At 40.4% G+C, this 14,140-nt stretch carries 11 protein-coding genes and 2 pseudogenes; 12 read left to right on the top strand and 1 reads right to left on the bottom strand.

What is annotated here, in order from left to right:
* Positions 1-3: 3 nt before the first annotated feature.
* The 10 genes and pseudogenes from walK to SB775_RS21285 form a co-directional block, all read left to right on the top strand.
* On the top strand, positions 4-1,836 hold the full coding sequence (walK, locus tag SB775_RS21330) for a cell wall metabolism sensor histidine kinase WalK (protein WP_410863184.1): 1,833 nt from the start codon (positions 4-6) through the stop codon (positions 1,834-1,836).
* The gene (locus SB775_RS21325; RefSeq protein WP_410863182.1) at positions 1,833-3,164 is read left to right on the top strand and encodes a YycH family regulatory protein; all 1,332 of its coding nucleotides are present in this window, start codon (positions 1,833-1,835) and stop codon (positions 3,162-3,164) included. The genes walK and SB775_RS21325 overlap by 4 nt, the downstream gene beginning before the upstream one ends.
* Positions 3,151-3,945 carry a two-component system regulatory protein YycI gene (locus tag SB775_RS21320; protein WP_410863180.1) on the top strand — a complete coding sequence of 265 codons (795 nt, stop codon included), beginning with the start codon at positions 3,151-3,153 and terminating at the stop codon, positions 3,943-3,945. Before SB775_RS21325 ends, SB775_RS21320 begins: the two co-directional genes overlap by 14 nt.
* A 6-nt stretch (positions 3,946-3,951) precedes the next feature.
* Positions 3,952-4,746, top strand: a complete 795-nt coding sequence (locus SB775_RS21315) for an MBL fold metallo-hydrolase (protein WP_089363707.1) — start codon at positions 3,952-3,954, stop codon at positions 4,744-4,746.
* Between the two features lie 270 nt (positions 4,747-5,016).
* On the top strand, positions 5,017-6,228 hold the full coding sequence (locus tag SB775_RS21310) for a S1C family serine protease (protein ID WP_410863179.1): 1,212 nt from the start codon (positions 5,017-5,019) through the stop codon (positions 6,226-6,228).
* Positions 6,229-6,400: 172 nt separating this feature from the next.
* Positions 6,401-6,562: a CxxH/CxxC protein gene (locus tag SB775_RS21305; RefSeq protein ID WP_089363709.1), complete on the top strand. Its 162-nt coding sequence runs from the start codon at positions 6,401-6,403 to the stop codon at positions 6,560-6,562.
* Between the two features lie 653 nt (positions 6,563-7,215).
* Positions 7,216-7,695, top strand: a complete 480-nt coding sequence (gene rlmH, locus SB775_RS21300) for a 23S rRNA (pseudouridine(1915)-N(3))-methyltransferase RlmH (RefSeq protein ID WP_089363710.1) — start codon at positions 7,216-7,218, stop codon at positions 7,693-7,695.
* Between the two features lie 60 nt (positions 7,696-7,755).
* A complete protein-coding gene (gene rlmN / locus SB775_RS21295; protein ID WP_061465897.1) occupies positions 7,756-8,823 on the top strand; it encodes a dual-specificity RNA methyltransferase RlmN in 1,068 nt (355 codons plus the stop codon).
* A 170-nt stretch (positions 8,824-8,993) separates the two neighbouring features.
* Positions 8,994-9,191, top strand: a pseudogene (locus SB775_RS21290) (transposase); the annotation flags it as partial.
* 13 nt (positions 9,192-9,204) lie between these two features.
* A pseudogene (locus tag SB775_RS21285) lies at positions 9,205-9,444 on the top strand (transposase); the annotation flags it as partial.
* 150 nt (positions 9,445-9,594) lie between these two features.
* Here SB775_RS21285 and SB775_RS21280 read toward each other — a convergent pair.
* Positions 9,595-9,927, bottom strand: a complete 333-nt coding sequence (locus SB775_RS21280) for a heme oxygenase (RefSeq protein WP_061465896.1) — start codon at positions 9,925-9,927, stop codon at positions 9,595-9,597.
* A 295-nt stretch (positions 9,928-10,222) separates the two neighbouring features.
* On the opposite strand from SB775_RS21280, the gene SB775_RS21275 reads away from it, so the two are divergent.
* Together SB775_RS21275 and SB775_RS21270 are read left to right on the top strand one after the other, a co-directional pair.
* Positions 10,223-11,671 carry a DEAD/DEAH box helicase gene (locus tag SB775_RS21275; RefSeq protein WP_410863178.1) on the top strand — a complete coding sequence of 483 codons (1,449 nt, stop codon included), beginning with the start codon at positions 10,223-10,225 and terminating at the stop codon, positions 11,669-11,671.
* A gap of 296 nt (positions 11,672-11,967) precedes the next feature.
* Positions 11,968-14,037 carry a catalase gene (locus SB775_RS21270; protein WP_410863177.1) on the top strand — a complete coding sequence of 690 codons (2,070 nt, stop codon included), beginning with the start codon at positions 11,968-11,970 and terminating at the stop codon, positions 14,035-14,037.
* The last annotated feature ends 103 nt before the right edge of the window (positions 14,038-14,140 follow it).

Below are 14,140 nucleotides of genomic sequence, written 5' to 3'. Positions count from 1 at the left end.
CTTATGAAAAAGGTTGGTTTTTTTCGCTCAATCCATTTTAAATTTGTTCTGATTTATGTGTTGCTCATTTTTGTAGCGATGCAGATAATCGGGGTATATTTTGTTGGGGAATTGGAAGAAAATCTTGTCGGGAACTTCACGAAATCAATAAAAGGTCACGTTAACCTGCTTACCTACAGTATTGGTGAAGAAATGGAAAAAGAGAGGGGAGAGGAAGATCCAACCCTCGAAGATGCGATTTATATGATATTGAAAGACCCGGATAATTCTTCGAATGATATTTCGGAAGTACGTGTCATTGACACTCGCAGCAGGCGTGTGATTGGAACTTCAGCCTCAAGTAACCAGGATATTGTAGGGAAGAAGACAACGGAAGTCCTTATTAAAAATACGCTGATTAATGGAAAAGAAGAAAGTGACGTATTTCGAGATCAGAAAACCGGCAGGCGGCTCTGGGTTCTTTCGACACCCATTGAAGCAAATGGGGAGGTCATTGGCGCCGTCTATGTAATAGCAGAGATGGAGAATGTCTTTGAACAGATGGATGAAATCAATGGTATTTTCATGACGGGTACGGCCATCGCCTTGGTCATTACGGCCATCTTGGGGATCCTGCTCGCACGAACGATCACTCGACCCATGTCGGATATGAGAAAACAGGCCTTGGTGATGGCGAAAGGGAATTTCTCCAGAAAAGTAAGGGTATATGGCGATGATGAAATTGGCCAGCTTGCCGTCACTTTCAATAATTTGACTAAAAAGCTTCAAGAGTCGCAATCAAGCACAGAAGGAGAGCGCCGTAAGCTTTCATCCGTCCTCTCCAATATGACGGACGGTGTAATATCAACTGATAGGCGCGGTCGGGTGAACTTGATTAATGAACCGGCGGCACAATTACTGAATGTTTCGCGTGAAACCGTCATGAACCAACCGATCATCGAGGTTTTGGGTCTTGAAGAAGAGTTTAAATTTGAGGATTTACTGGAAGAGCGAGAGTCCGTCATCCTTGATTACAGTAAAAAAAATCGGCCTTTCATTTTGAGGGGGAACTTTTCGGTCATTCAAAAGGAAACGGGATTCGTTAATGGTTTGATTACTGTTTTGCATGATATAACAGAGCAGGAAAAAATCGAGGGCGAACGCAGGGAATTTGTTGCCAACGTTTCACATGAACTGCGAACGCCGCTAACGACGATGAGAAGTTACCTGGAAGCATTGGCTGAAGGTGCTTGGAAGGACGAGGAAATCGCTCCATCCTTTTTAAGTGTGACCCAAAATGAAACGGAGCGAATGATCAGGCTTGTTAATGATCTGTTACAGCTTTCGAAAATGGATAGTAAAGATTACAGGCTTAAAACGGGCTGGGTGAATTTCAATAAATTCTATGACCATATCATCGATCGTTTTGAAATGACGAAAAATGATGACATCACGTTTAAGCGTGATTTGCCCAAGGAAGCTTATTTTGTGGATATTGATGAAGATAAAATCACCCAGGTTCTCTATAATGTAATCTCCAACTCGTTGAAGTACTCACCTGAAGGGGGTCAAGTGACTTTCCGCGTCAGGGCTTCGGATGGCTTTATCGTTGTGAGCATTACAGATCAAGGAGTGGGCATCCCGAAAAACGTCATTGATAAAATATTCGACCGCTTCTACCGTGTGGATAAAGCAAGGTCGCGGAACTTGGGCGGGACCGGGCTTGGTTTAGCGATCGCAAAAGAAATGGTCGTGGCGCATGGCGGGAAAATATGGGCGGAAAGTGTGGATGGAAAAGGAACTACGGTGTTCTTTACACTTCCTTACGAACAGGAAGAAGAGGATGATTGGTCATGAATTTTGAACGTGCAAAAAGTATCATACTGATTATTTTGGTTGGGACAAGCATTTTTTTGACTTGGAGCATTTGGACGTATGAGCCTGAATATGATAAATTTGGTGACCGATCGAATTATATAAAGATTAAAAGCGATGTCCAGATTGTTAGTGATGTAGTTAAACCAGTAAGTATCCTTTTTCATGGCAATGGGCGACATTTCCAGACCTCCGATCCGGTGGAAATAAATAAAATGGAAAAAGAATTTTCGCAATGGAGTTTTACCGGCGTAAAAGAGATATCCGTAAAAAGGCTGCAAAGGAAATTTGATGACTTTGTCCATGAAGATGGGTCGATTGAAATCGAATTTTCCGATGATGTGCCCATTTCCCTCTATAAAACGGTATTGAATATTACGGATAAGGACGTGCCTAGCTTTTCATTTGATCGGATCATCATTAAACAAAAGGATATCAGCGGTAATGAATCTGCCGTTTATTTTGTTTCTTACGATCAAGAGAAGATTTATCAAGGTATGGTCGACTCTAAAAGACTAAGAGATTTCATGGATGATTTTTATACGGGCTCTTACAGTAAGCACCCTGAATACACGGCCGAAACCATAAACAGCAAAAGGACGTTGTTCGTTCCGGAAAAATCCATTAAGGTCAACAGACTTCAATATTATATCGACAATTTGGATATTGGAAATCTAAAAAATGCGTTATTTAATGATCCGAAGTATGTACGCCAGGAACCCGTTTCGGTCGGTGAGGAATACACGGATGGAACAAGACTGATGACGATCAATAAAGAGAATTACCTAATTTCTTATATCAATCCGGCACAAAAGGACAAGTTATTTAGCAGTTCCGGTGACCTTCTGCAAAAGAGCATTGATTTCATCAATGATCATGCTGGTTGGGAAGATAATAATTATCGCTTTGCTTATATGTCGGAGAATGAGCAACGAGTGGTATTCCGCTTATTCGTAAATGGTTATCCGGCCTTCAATGAATCCGGAATGACTGAAATCGAGCAAATTTGGGGGAAAGAAGAAATATATAGCTACGAGCGCCCGTACTTTTCACTTGCCTCAGTCCTCCCTTCAGACGAATCGGTAGAGACTTTACCAAGTGGTAGAGAAGTCTTGAATCAGTTGAAATCGAAAGATAATATCGACTTTAAGAGCGTGGAGGACATCTCGATTGGCTATAAACTGCATAAATCCCTGGATTCCAAACTTGTCACACTAGTTACACTTGAACCCACTTGGTATTATCGTATCGGCGATAAATGGTTTATTGTGCCTGGAGATACGGGAGGCGATCAAAGTGGATTGGAATAATACAAAGTCAATTTTCATCATGGTCTTTTTCATTTTGAATATTTTTCTTCTTTATCAATTCCTGGAAAAGATTAATGACAACCAAATAGAAAATTTCACGGAGTCTTCAATAGATGAACTCTTGAAAGAAGATGAGATTTCAATAGAAACCCCACTTCCGAAACAAAAGTTGGATCAATTCCTGATTGCCCAAAGCAAGACTTTCGAGAAGAAAGATATACAGGACCTGAAAAATCAAAAAGCAAAAATCATCGATGATAAGAAGCTCGTAGGTACATTTAAAACACCGGTTAGCATGAAAGCGGAAATTCATGCTGCGGACCTTGATATATTCCTGAAGGAGTATATATTAAATGGAGATGACTATCGCTTTTGGAGCTATGATAAAATCAATCAAACCATCATCTGCTACCAAGTGGCAGATAAAAAGATGTTTTATAACAATAGTAAGGGGAAGGTCACTTTATATTTGAACAAAAAGGGTGAAATCGTCTCCTATGAACAGATGTATTTAGAGGGGATTAAAAAATTCAATAAACCCAAGGAATTGATCCCTGCTTTAACTGCTATTGGAGCATTATATGATAATGGTGATATTGATCCCAAAAGCAAAGTCACGAATGTAAAACTAGGTTTTTATAATTCGCTGCAGACGACATCTGTATCACATTTACTTGTGCCAACATGGTGGGTGGTCCTTAATGACAAAACGGATCTCTTCGTGAATGCTATTGATGGAGAGGTCATTGAATTAAATACAGAAGAAAAAATACTGGAGTGAGTATAGATGACTATGCATTTTAGTGTTCTCGCAAGCGGGAGTACAGGAAATGCCTTATTCGTGGAAACGGAGGATCAATCTTTCCTTGTCGATGCCGGCTTAAGCGGTAAGGCTTTGGAAGCATTGTTTCAGGATATAGGCCGTGATATGTCGAAGTTATCCGGTATCCTTGTTACCCATGAACACAGCGACCATATTAAAGGTCTGGGCGTGGTTGCCAGAAAACATAAACTCCCGATCTATGCGAATGCAAAGACATGGAATGCCATGGAACGATCAATCGGTGAAATTGCAACCGAACAAAAATTCACATTTGAAATGGAACAGGTCAAAACGTTCGGCAGTCTTAATATAGAATCTTTTGGTGTTTCTCATGATGCGGCAGAGCCGATGTTTTACGCCTTTCATCATGAAGACAAAAAACTAGTGGTCATCACTGATACAGGGTATGTAAGTGATCGGATGAAAGGAATCATCTCGAATGCCGATGCATATGTATTCGAAAGTAACCATGATGTGTCCATGTTGAGGATGGGAAAATATCCATGGAGCATTAAGCGCCGGATTTTAAGTGATGTTGGTCATGTTTGTAATGAAGATGCAGCCCTTGCAATGAGTGAAGTGGCCGGTGATAAGACCAAGCGGATTTATTTGGCTCACTTAAGTCTTGATAACAATATGAAGGATCTAGCAAGAATGTCGGTAGAACAGACCTTAAAAACAAAGGGGATCATCGTTGGTGATCAATTCTCCTTATATGATACTGATCCAAAAAGACCAACGGAACTTGTTACGTTATAAATAAAAAGGAATGGATGAGGGATACCTTGTTCATTCCTTTTTATTTTTAAAATTTCGATTCATAAGTTACTATTCGGATTAAAAGGGGTATCGTTTGGTTAGAACTGTATAGGAAAAAGAAAATGGCTGAACCTGGTCAATTTTAAATTTCCCTTTAAATAAAAGCATACATTTTTTTAGAAAATTTACGGTAAATGAGTATAATTGAGGGAGGATACCAAACAATAGAATTGCTATAATTCATTCCTAAAATGAGAGGATGGAACGGTCTTGGGTTATTATGATCAGAATGATGAGAACCAAAATAAACGGAAAAAGAGCAATGCGAGCTATTTTTTAGCTGGCTTGGGAGGCGCTATCATTGGGGCTTTACTTATTTTATTATTTTTTCCGGGAAGTGGACTGTTAAATAACGAAACTACAACGGAAAAATCAACGGGGAGTGAGACCACTAAGCAGTCCCAGCAAAACCTTACTGTAGATGTAACAAGTGCCGTCACCAATGCTGTAGGTAAGGCCAGCGACGCAGTGGTCGGCATCTCTAACATTCAGAAAACGAACTTCTGGGGTCAAGGGGGCGAGGACAGTTCAGCCGAAGCTGAAGCTGGCACTGGTTCTGGTGTCGTCTATAAAAAAGACGGGGGCAAGGCCTATATTGTCACGAACAACCACGTCATTGAAGGCGCTAATGAATTGGAAGTGACATTAAGTGATGGCACTAAATTGCCAGCTAAACTACAAGGTAGTGACCCATGGACCGATTTAGCGGTCATTGTCGTGAATGGTGATAAAATCAAAACCATTGCTGAATTCGGAAAATCCAGTAAATTGAAACCAGGTGAGCCCGTGATTGCCATCGGTAACCCATTAGGCCTCCAATTCTCCGGATCAGTCACACAAGGGATCATCTCCGGTTTGGAGCGTACGATAGACGTGGATATCAATGAGGACGGACAAGTCGATTGGAATGCAGAGGTCATCCAGACCGATGCGGCGATTAACCCAGGCAACAGCGGAGGAGCACTCGTTAATATGTCAGGGCAGGTCATCGGAATAAATTCCATGAAGATAGCAGAAAATGCGGTGGAAGGAATCGGTCTTTCCATTCCAATTGATTCAGTTATTCCAATTATTAATGATATTGAGGAATTTGGTGAAGTGAAACGTGCATACTTGGGTGTGAACTTAACATCCGTAAAGGAAATTTCCCAATACCATCAGAAAAATACATTAAAGTTGCCAAGGAAAGTTACTGCGGGTGTTGCAATAACAGGCGTTCAAAGCAACTCTCCTGCATCTAGAGCAGGATTGAAGGAATTTGACGTCATTGTGGGAATGGATAATGAAAAAATCCATGACGTCGTGGAATTAAGGAAATACCTTTACATTGATAAGAAAATCGGTGATAAAGTTAAAATCATTTATTACCGTGACGGAAAGAAAGAAACTACGGAAGTCAAGCTTTCAAGCAGCGAAATCTAAAACGGAGGGACAGGGGGCAGTCATTGCTTCCTGTCTTTTATCTTTCCTTGTGATTTTCTTATTTTTTGTTACGATTACCTGTGGATATATACTGAAATTAGAGATTTCACGTAACTTGTGGATAATTGGGAATAAGTACTTGGAGTAATGAGTGAGAAAGGAGGAATGAAAGATGAAATTATATTGCTGTCAGGAACACGTGGACATGGCGCTGGATGAAGTGGTATACGAATGTGAAACATATCCTGTTTTAACGCTGGTTTCTGAAGAAAAACAGTTATCAACAACCTGTGAATATTGTCGAAACGTGGCAATATATCTAGTAGGGAACTAATATTCCCATACAAGATGTGGATAGATTTTGTGGATATGTGGATAACTATTGTGGATAACATGTTTGTAACCTGTTCTTAACATTTTCCGAAGAATGAACTGGAGGGTAGAATTATTGTTGTAAAAGCATTTTTGTATACACTATAATGGCCATTTAGGAAAGTGGACCCTTGGGAAAATCAATCATAATCCTTATCGAAGCTAAACATAGGACCATCCACATTTTCACGATGAACATTAAAAATAAAGGCTCTTTTCGTAAAGATTGTTGTTTTTAAAACGAAACTATTGAAGGTTGATTGGAGCGGAAGTGCGAGACTCCTGCGGGAGCAGCGGGACAGGTGAGACCCCACAGGCGTTTACGCCGAGGAGGCTCACCGCCCGCCCCGCGGAAAGCGAGCATCTGGAGGGGAAATCAACCCAACTACTACCTGGTAAATAGCAACAAAGTATGTGAAAACAGCCAAAATAAATGAAGGTTACCGTTGCCGCTTTCAGGGGCAGCGGTTTTTACTTTAAGGGCCATGGAACCCCTCCATTAAAAATTGGCAAGGATATGCTTGTTTTGCTTATAGGTCACTCTAAGGTATGATATAAGATAGGCAAAAATCCAACAACTGAAAGTAAAAACATAATGAAAGTTAGAGGATATATATGAAAATAACGATTATTACTGTTGGCAAGCTAAAGGAAAAATACTTAAAGCAAGGAATTGCAGAATATACAAAAAGGTTAAGTGCCTATGCTAATATAGAACTTGTTGAAGTACCGGATGAAAAAGCTCCAGAGAACCTGAGTGCTGCGGACATGGACATCGTAAAGCAAAAGGAAGGTGAACGTATCCTGGCCAAAGTCAGCCCGGACACCTACGTAATAACGCTTGAAATCAATGGAAAACAGCTTACTTCCGAGCAGCTGGCCACTCAAATCGATCAGCTCGCCACTTATGGAAAGAGCAAAATTGCCTTTATTATTGGCGGGTCTCTTGGGCTTGGCACTGAGGTGGTTTCAAGAAGTGATTATGCCCTTTCCTTCTCTAAAATGACCTTTCCGCATCAATTAATGAAACTAGTTCTGCTGGAGCAAATATATCGGGCTTTTCGGATAAATAGAAATGAACCATATCATAAATGAAAGAGTTAATCCCGGGGAATGTAAAAATTAAAACTTAATGAAATGAAAAGAGGGTAACGAATGAATAAGGAGTCCATTTATGGTTTAACATTCGAACAATTAACAGCATGGCTTTTGGACCATGGCCATAAAAAATTCAGAGCTTCCCAAGTCTGGGAGTGGCTTTATAGAACACGTGTGACGAGTTTCTCTGAAATGACGGATGTTAATAAAGAGTGCATAAAATTACTTGAAGAGCACTTTGTCATCCAGACTTTGACTGAGCACGTTAAGCAAGAATCAGCAGATGGTACGATCAAGTTCTTGTTTAAATTACAGGATGGAAACCTTATCGAAACGGTTATGATGAGACATAAATACGGAATTTCGGTTTGTGTCACCACCCAAGTGGGCTGCAATATTGGCTGCAGTTTCTGTGCCAGTGGATTATTGGCCAAAAGCCGTGATCTATCCAGCGGGGAAATAGTGGAACAAATCATGAACGTTCAATTGCATCTAGATAAATTGGAACAAGAGGATGTTGTAAGCCATGTTGTTGTAATGGGTATTGGTGAGCCGTTTGATAACTTTGAAAATATGATAGACTTTTTGAAGGTGCTCATGGACCATAAGGGTCTTGCTATCGCTGCTAGGCGGATTACTGTTTCGACGAGCGGTCTCGCCAACAAGATTTATGAATTCACCGATACTAAATTACAGGTGAATTTGGCCATCTCATTACATGCGCCGAATAATGAACTCAGGACACGAATCATGAAAATAAACCGAGGTATTCCGATAGAAAAATTAATGAAATCTCTTGATTATTATTTAGAGAAAACGAATAGGAGAATTACGATTGAATATATCCTATTGAAAGATGTCAATGACCATCAAGAAGAAGCTGAGCAACTCGCCGACCTTCTTGATGACAAAAAACATCGGCTCTATGTCAACCTGATTCCATATAATCCTGTAGATGAGCATAGTCAATACCAAAGAAGTGAAAAAGAGTCCGTTCTCTCGTTCTATGATACGCTGAAAAAGAGAGGCGTAAATTGTAAAATCCGCCAAGAACATGGAACGGATATTGATGCAGCTTGCGGACAGCTAAGAAGCAAACAAATCAAGAAAGCTGAAGCCCAATAATTTACCAAGTGGGACCAAGCCATAAACCCCATTAAAAAGAGGCAGCATATTTCGAGGGCACTGAAAAAGGACCTTCGGGCCAATAGAGGTGGATTTTCTCATTTATTCTGAGGAAATCTACCTTTTTTTGATTTATAATCAAAGGTAAAAAATTTATGTGGGTGAGTACGATGATTCAAAAACCAACGTCTATGGTTTTTAGTCCATATATGGCCATTTATGATGTAGTGGTTCCAAAGGATAACATGTTACGCAAGATCAATGAACTTATTGACTTTTCTTTTGTGTTGGAAGAATTGAGGGACAACTACTGTTTTCATAACGGTAGGAATGCTGTCGATCCAATACGTATGTTTAAATATTTCCTCGGCATGGCTCCAGAAGACCTATTCTGTCAGTATTAAATCCAATGAACATACAGAACAGGCTACATTCCAGGAAAGTGAGTATTTTAGAGAAAAATCAAAAGAACGTTATAAAATAGAAGCGAAAAACAGTGAATTGAAACAAAGACACGGGTATGATGTTGCAAAATCCCCGGGTCTACTTGGCATGGAATTACAAGAAGCAATGGCTATTTTCACCGTTAACTTGAAAAGAGTATTGAAATTAATGGCCTAAAAAAGTGACACACAGAAGCAAAAAAAGACGATTTCCATTCAAGTATCGAATGAGAATCGTCTTTTTTTAGTTTGATTTACCGTACTAGTTAGAAAAACGTGAGCTTTTCAGCAGCCTCCATATTTCGCGGCCTTTTTTGGTGTGATTTTATTATTTAGCTATTTCTTTTACCGAGGCGACTTCATACGTAGTTAGCTCGCTGCCTAGAATTGGAGATTCTTTTTTAGCTTCACCGGAACTTGGTTCAGGCCGTTTATGTGCAGCTTTGAATGCATCGCTATTTCTCCAAGCAGTAAAGTTATCAAGGCTTTCCCAGTACATGTTAACGCTTAGTTCATCGTGATCCGATAAGTTCTGCGTTAATAATACTTCAACTTTTACGAAGCCTTCCGTAGTATCAAGTGGACCTGGAGCAGTGAATCCTGGGGCCATGACTGCCCCCATACCTTTTTTGACTCTGATTCTATTCGTTACGATTATCATAAATCAGCACTCCTTTTGGATATCGGCTTTTAATCTACGCTGTTTCCGCTTTAATATCATACATATTTTAGCATATTGAAAGAAGCTGGGTCCATTTTGATTAATCAAGATCATTGAATCCGGAATGACCAACCTTTTTAATGATGATGAAGATTCATTATATTGAAATAAGTCAATTGAATTTGGTTATTACAAGGTTTATCGTTTCATATCGCGTATAATAGAACCTTGTATAAGGAAATTATGATTATGGAAACAATAATGTAAGATACTAAATAACAAAAGAGGCTGTTATATGAATGAATTGAACTTTACTGATTATACATTAAGTGATGAAATTGTAAGGGCATTAGAAAGCTTGGGTTACCAACGTCCAACCGAAGTACAGCGCGAAGTGATTCCAGTGGCATTGAAAAGGCAGGATCTTGTCGTAAAATCCCAAACAGGCAGTGGCAAGACCGCTGCATTCGGCATACCGATATGCGAAATGGTCGATTGGGAGGAGAATAAGCCTCAGGCGCTTATTTTAACACCGACACGTGAGCTTGCTGTACAGGTAAAAGAGGATATTACGAATATAGGCAGATTTAAACGGATAAAGGCAACGGCGGTTTATGGAAAACATCCATTCGCTTTGCAAAAAGCGGAATTGAAACAAAAGAGCCATGTAGTCGTTGGAACCCCGGGGCGTGTTCTGGATCATATCGAGAAAGGGACATTCGTCCTGGAACGTTTAACTCATTTAGTTATTGATGAAGCGGATGAAATGCTGAATATGGGCTTCATTGAACAAGTGGAGGCCATCATTAAAGAGCTTCCTAAAGAAAGAGTAACCATGCTGTTCTCCGCTACGTTACCTGAGAGCATAAAAAAGCTTTGTAAGCAGTATATGAAAGATCCTTTGGATATTGAAATCAAGGCTAAGGGGTTAACGACCGAAAAAATTGAACATGCTCTTATTGAAGTGAGAGAGGATGATAAGTTTTCCCTGCTTAGAGATGTAACCATCACGGAAAACCCCGATAGCTGCATCATTTTCTGTCGGACGAAAGATAGGGTCGACCAAGTATGTGAAATGCTAATGGATCAGGAATATCCTTGTGATATGATTCACGGCGGCATGCTTCAGGAAGATCGTCTTGCAGTCATGAATGAATTCAGAAGAGGTGAATTCCGCTATTTGGTTGCGACAGATGTTGCTGCACGCGGAATTGACATCGACAATATAACCCATGTGATTAACTATGACCTGCCATTGGAAAAGGAAAGTTACGTACATCGAACTGGAAGAACGGGCCGTGCAGGTAAAAAAGGAAAAGCCATTACTTTTGTGACGCCGTACGAAGATAAATTCCTTACTGAGATTCAAGGATATATCGGTTTTGAAATCCCTAGGATGCCCTTTCCATCAAAAGAGGATGTCTCCAATAAAAAAATGGATTTCGAAGCAAAACTGGAAGCTCGTCCAAAGATAAAAAAAGATAAAAGTGAAAAATTGAATAAACAAATCATGAAGCTGTATTTTAATGGCGGAAAGAAAAAGAAAATCAGGGCTGTTGATTTTGTCGGAACTATCGCAAAGATTGATGGAGTGAATGCTGAGGATATCGGGATCATTACGATTCAGGATAATGTTTCTTATGTGGAAATATTGAATGAAAAGGGACCGCTTGTCTTGAAAGTGATGAAAAATACGAAAGTAAAAGGGAAACTTTTGAAGGTTTCAGAGGCTTTTAAGAACTAAAAGTGCCGAATAAAAAAGAAGCGGGAAGATGAAAATCTGTCTTTACGCTTCTTTTTTTATTTGTATTTTAATATAATGAAAAATTGACCTTAAGAATATTACGTTACATCCCCAGTGATTCAAAACTGGGGATTTTTTGTTTTTTGAAGACGGGAAGGATCTTTTTCTGAATTCTGTTTAGCCGTCAAATGAGAGTGGTATATGAGGAGGGATTACACAATTGTTTCAAATTTTAAAGTAAGTACATACAACACGAATTAAACTGAATTTCTAAGACATGGAGGGGAATGAAAAGGATGAAAAAAGAAAATGAAAACGGAAGAATCAATGAACAAAGTAAGCAAAGACAGTTGGAACAATATCGGGTGGACGACAAAGGGAAAAAGATGACGACTAACCAAGGTTTGCGCATTTCAGAGGATGAACATTCTTTGAAAGCGGGTACCCGTGGTCCAACTTTGATGGAGGACTTTCATTTCCGTGAAAAAATGACTCACTTTGACCATGAGCGTATTCCTGAACGGATTGTCCATGCGCGTGGTTCCGGAGCACATGGATATTTTCAGGTATATGAGCCGATGGCCGAATATACAAAGGCAAAGTTCCTTCAAGACCCTTCAGTCAAGACACCAGTATTTGTTCGTTACTCCACGGTAGCAGGTTCACGCGGATCGGCAGACTCGGTTCGTGATGTCAGGGGATTCTCTACAAAGTTTTATACCGAGGAAGGAAACTATGATCTGGTCGGAAATAATATTCCGGTATTCTTTATCCAGGATGCCATTAAGTTCCCGGATTTAATTCATGCGGTTAAACCGGAGCCACATAATGAAATACCTCAGGCCGCGTCTGCCCATGATACCTTTTGGGACTTCGTCGCCAACAATGAAGAAACGGCACATATGATCATGTGGCATCTTTCTGATAGGGCCATACCAAGAAGTTTCCGGATGATGGAAGGGTTTGGGGTCCACACTTTCCGTTTTGTGAATGAAGAAGGTGTGGCCCATTTCGTTAAATTCCATTGGAAGCCTGTACTGGGAGTTAAATCCCTTGTCTGGGATGAGGCGCAGAAAATTGCAGGGAAAAATCCTGATTTTCACCGTCAAGATCTGTGGGAAGCAATAGATACTGGAAATTATCCTGAATTTGAATTCGGCGTGCAAATGATTAAGGAAGAAGATGAATTCAAATTCGACTTTGATATCCTTGATCCTACTAAACTATGGCCGGAAGAACAAATCCCGGTGAAAATAATCGGGAAAATGGTTTTGAATCAAAATACAGATAACTTTTTTACAGAGACGGAACAGATAGCTTTCCATCCGGGGCATGTTGTACCGGGTATTGATTTTTCAAATGATCCGCTGCTTCAGGGACGTTTGTTCTCATACACCGATACCCAGCTATCCCGATTAGGAGGCCCAAACTTTCATGAGCTTCCGATTAATAGGACGGTTGCCCCCGTTCATAATAATCAACGCGATGGCATGCACCGAATGTCAATAAATCCCGGACCGGTCAGCTACCACAAAAATTCCCTTGCAGGTAACTCTCCAGAACCTGCTTCAGAAGAGGAAGGCGGCTATGCTCATTATCAGGAAAAAGTCGATGGCAGGAAGGTCCGTAAACGGAGTGAAAGTTTCAAGGATCATTACAGCCAAGCTAAACTATTCTGGAATAGCATGACGGAAGTGGAGAAAGAGCATATTATTCAGGCTTTCCACTTTGAAGTGGGAAAAGTGAAAAGTAAGGACGTTCAGCAGCAAATTGTCGAGATGTTCAGCAATGTTGATGTCGAACTGGCAAAAACAATCGCTTTTGGAGTGGGAGTTAATCCTCCAACAAACAAGAGTGAAGTCAAGATGGATTTAGCTTCTCCGGCTTTAAGCCAGGAGCAAATGAAAGTGAACACGGCCGTATCAAGAAAAGTGGCCATCTTGGCTGCAGATGGTTTCAACGGGTCAGAGGTTAATCAAGTCTTGGAATCATTTAAATCAGCAGGTATAACTACTGAAATCATCAGTCTTAATCGTGGAGTGATTACAAGTTCTGAAGGGCAGCAGGCCGAGGTGAATCAGACATTCCTGACAGCCGATTCGGTACTTTTCGATGCTGTATATGTGGCAGGAGGCCAGGAGAGTGTCGATGCTTTAAAGGCATCCAAGGAACCAATTTACTTTGTTGATGAAGCCTACAATCATTTCAAAGCGATTGGTGCAGGAAAAGAAGGAGCCGAGATCTTATCGAAGGCAGGCATCGTTTCCAATGATCCAGCCTCAGGCATTGTAGCTGTTACGGATAATAATAGTGGTACTGCCTTTATCGAGGCAATTGCCAAGCACCGTCACTGGAGTCGCGCTTAATATTGGATGAAAAACCCCCAGACTTGGTGAACTATACCCCGAATAATGGACACAGTAAAAAAAGTCCCTTATTCGGGGTTTTTCTATGTCCTTTTACTAGAAC

It is taken from the genome of Peribacillus sp. SIMBA_075 (assembly GCF_046534585.1).
This window is presented reverse-complemented; position numbering and strand designations above follow the sequence as displayed.

Coding starts and splice junctions, on each gene's coding strand:
- rlmN (WP_061465897.1), top strand. CDS start 7,756: ATGAATAAGGAGTCCATTTATGGTTTAACATTCGAACAATTAACAGCA.
- SB775_RS21270 (WP_410863177.1), top strand. CDS start 11,968: ATGAAAAAAGAAAATGAAAACGGAAGAATCAATGAACAAAGTAAGCAA.
- SB775_RS21325 (WP_410863182.1), top strand. CDS start 1,833: ATGAATTTTGAACGTGCAAAAAGTATCATACTGATTATTTTGGTTGGG.
- SB775_RS21275 (WP_410863178.1), top strand. CDS start 10,223: ATGAATGAATTGAACTTTACTGATTATACATTAAGTGATGAAATTGTA.
- SB775_RS21305 (WP_089363709.1), top strand. CDS start 6,401: ATGAAATTATATTGCTGTCAGGAACACGTGGACATGGCGCTGGATGAA.
- SB775_RS21280 (WP_061465896.1), bottom strand. CDS start 9,927: ATGATAATCGTAACGAATAGAATCAGAGTCAAAAAAGGTATGGGGGCA.
- walK (WP_410863184.1), top strand. CDS start 4: ATGAAAAAGGTTGGTTTTTTTCGCTCAATCCATTTTAAATTTGTTCTG.
- rlmH (WP_089363710.1), top strand. CDS start 7,216: ATGAAAATAACGATTATTACTGTTGGCAAGCTAAAGGAAAAATACTTA.
- SB775_RS21315 (WP_089363707.1), top strand. CDS start 3,952: ATGACTATGCATTTTAGTGTTCTCGCAAGCGGGAGTACAGGAAATGCC.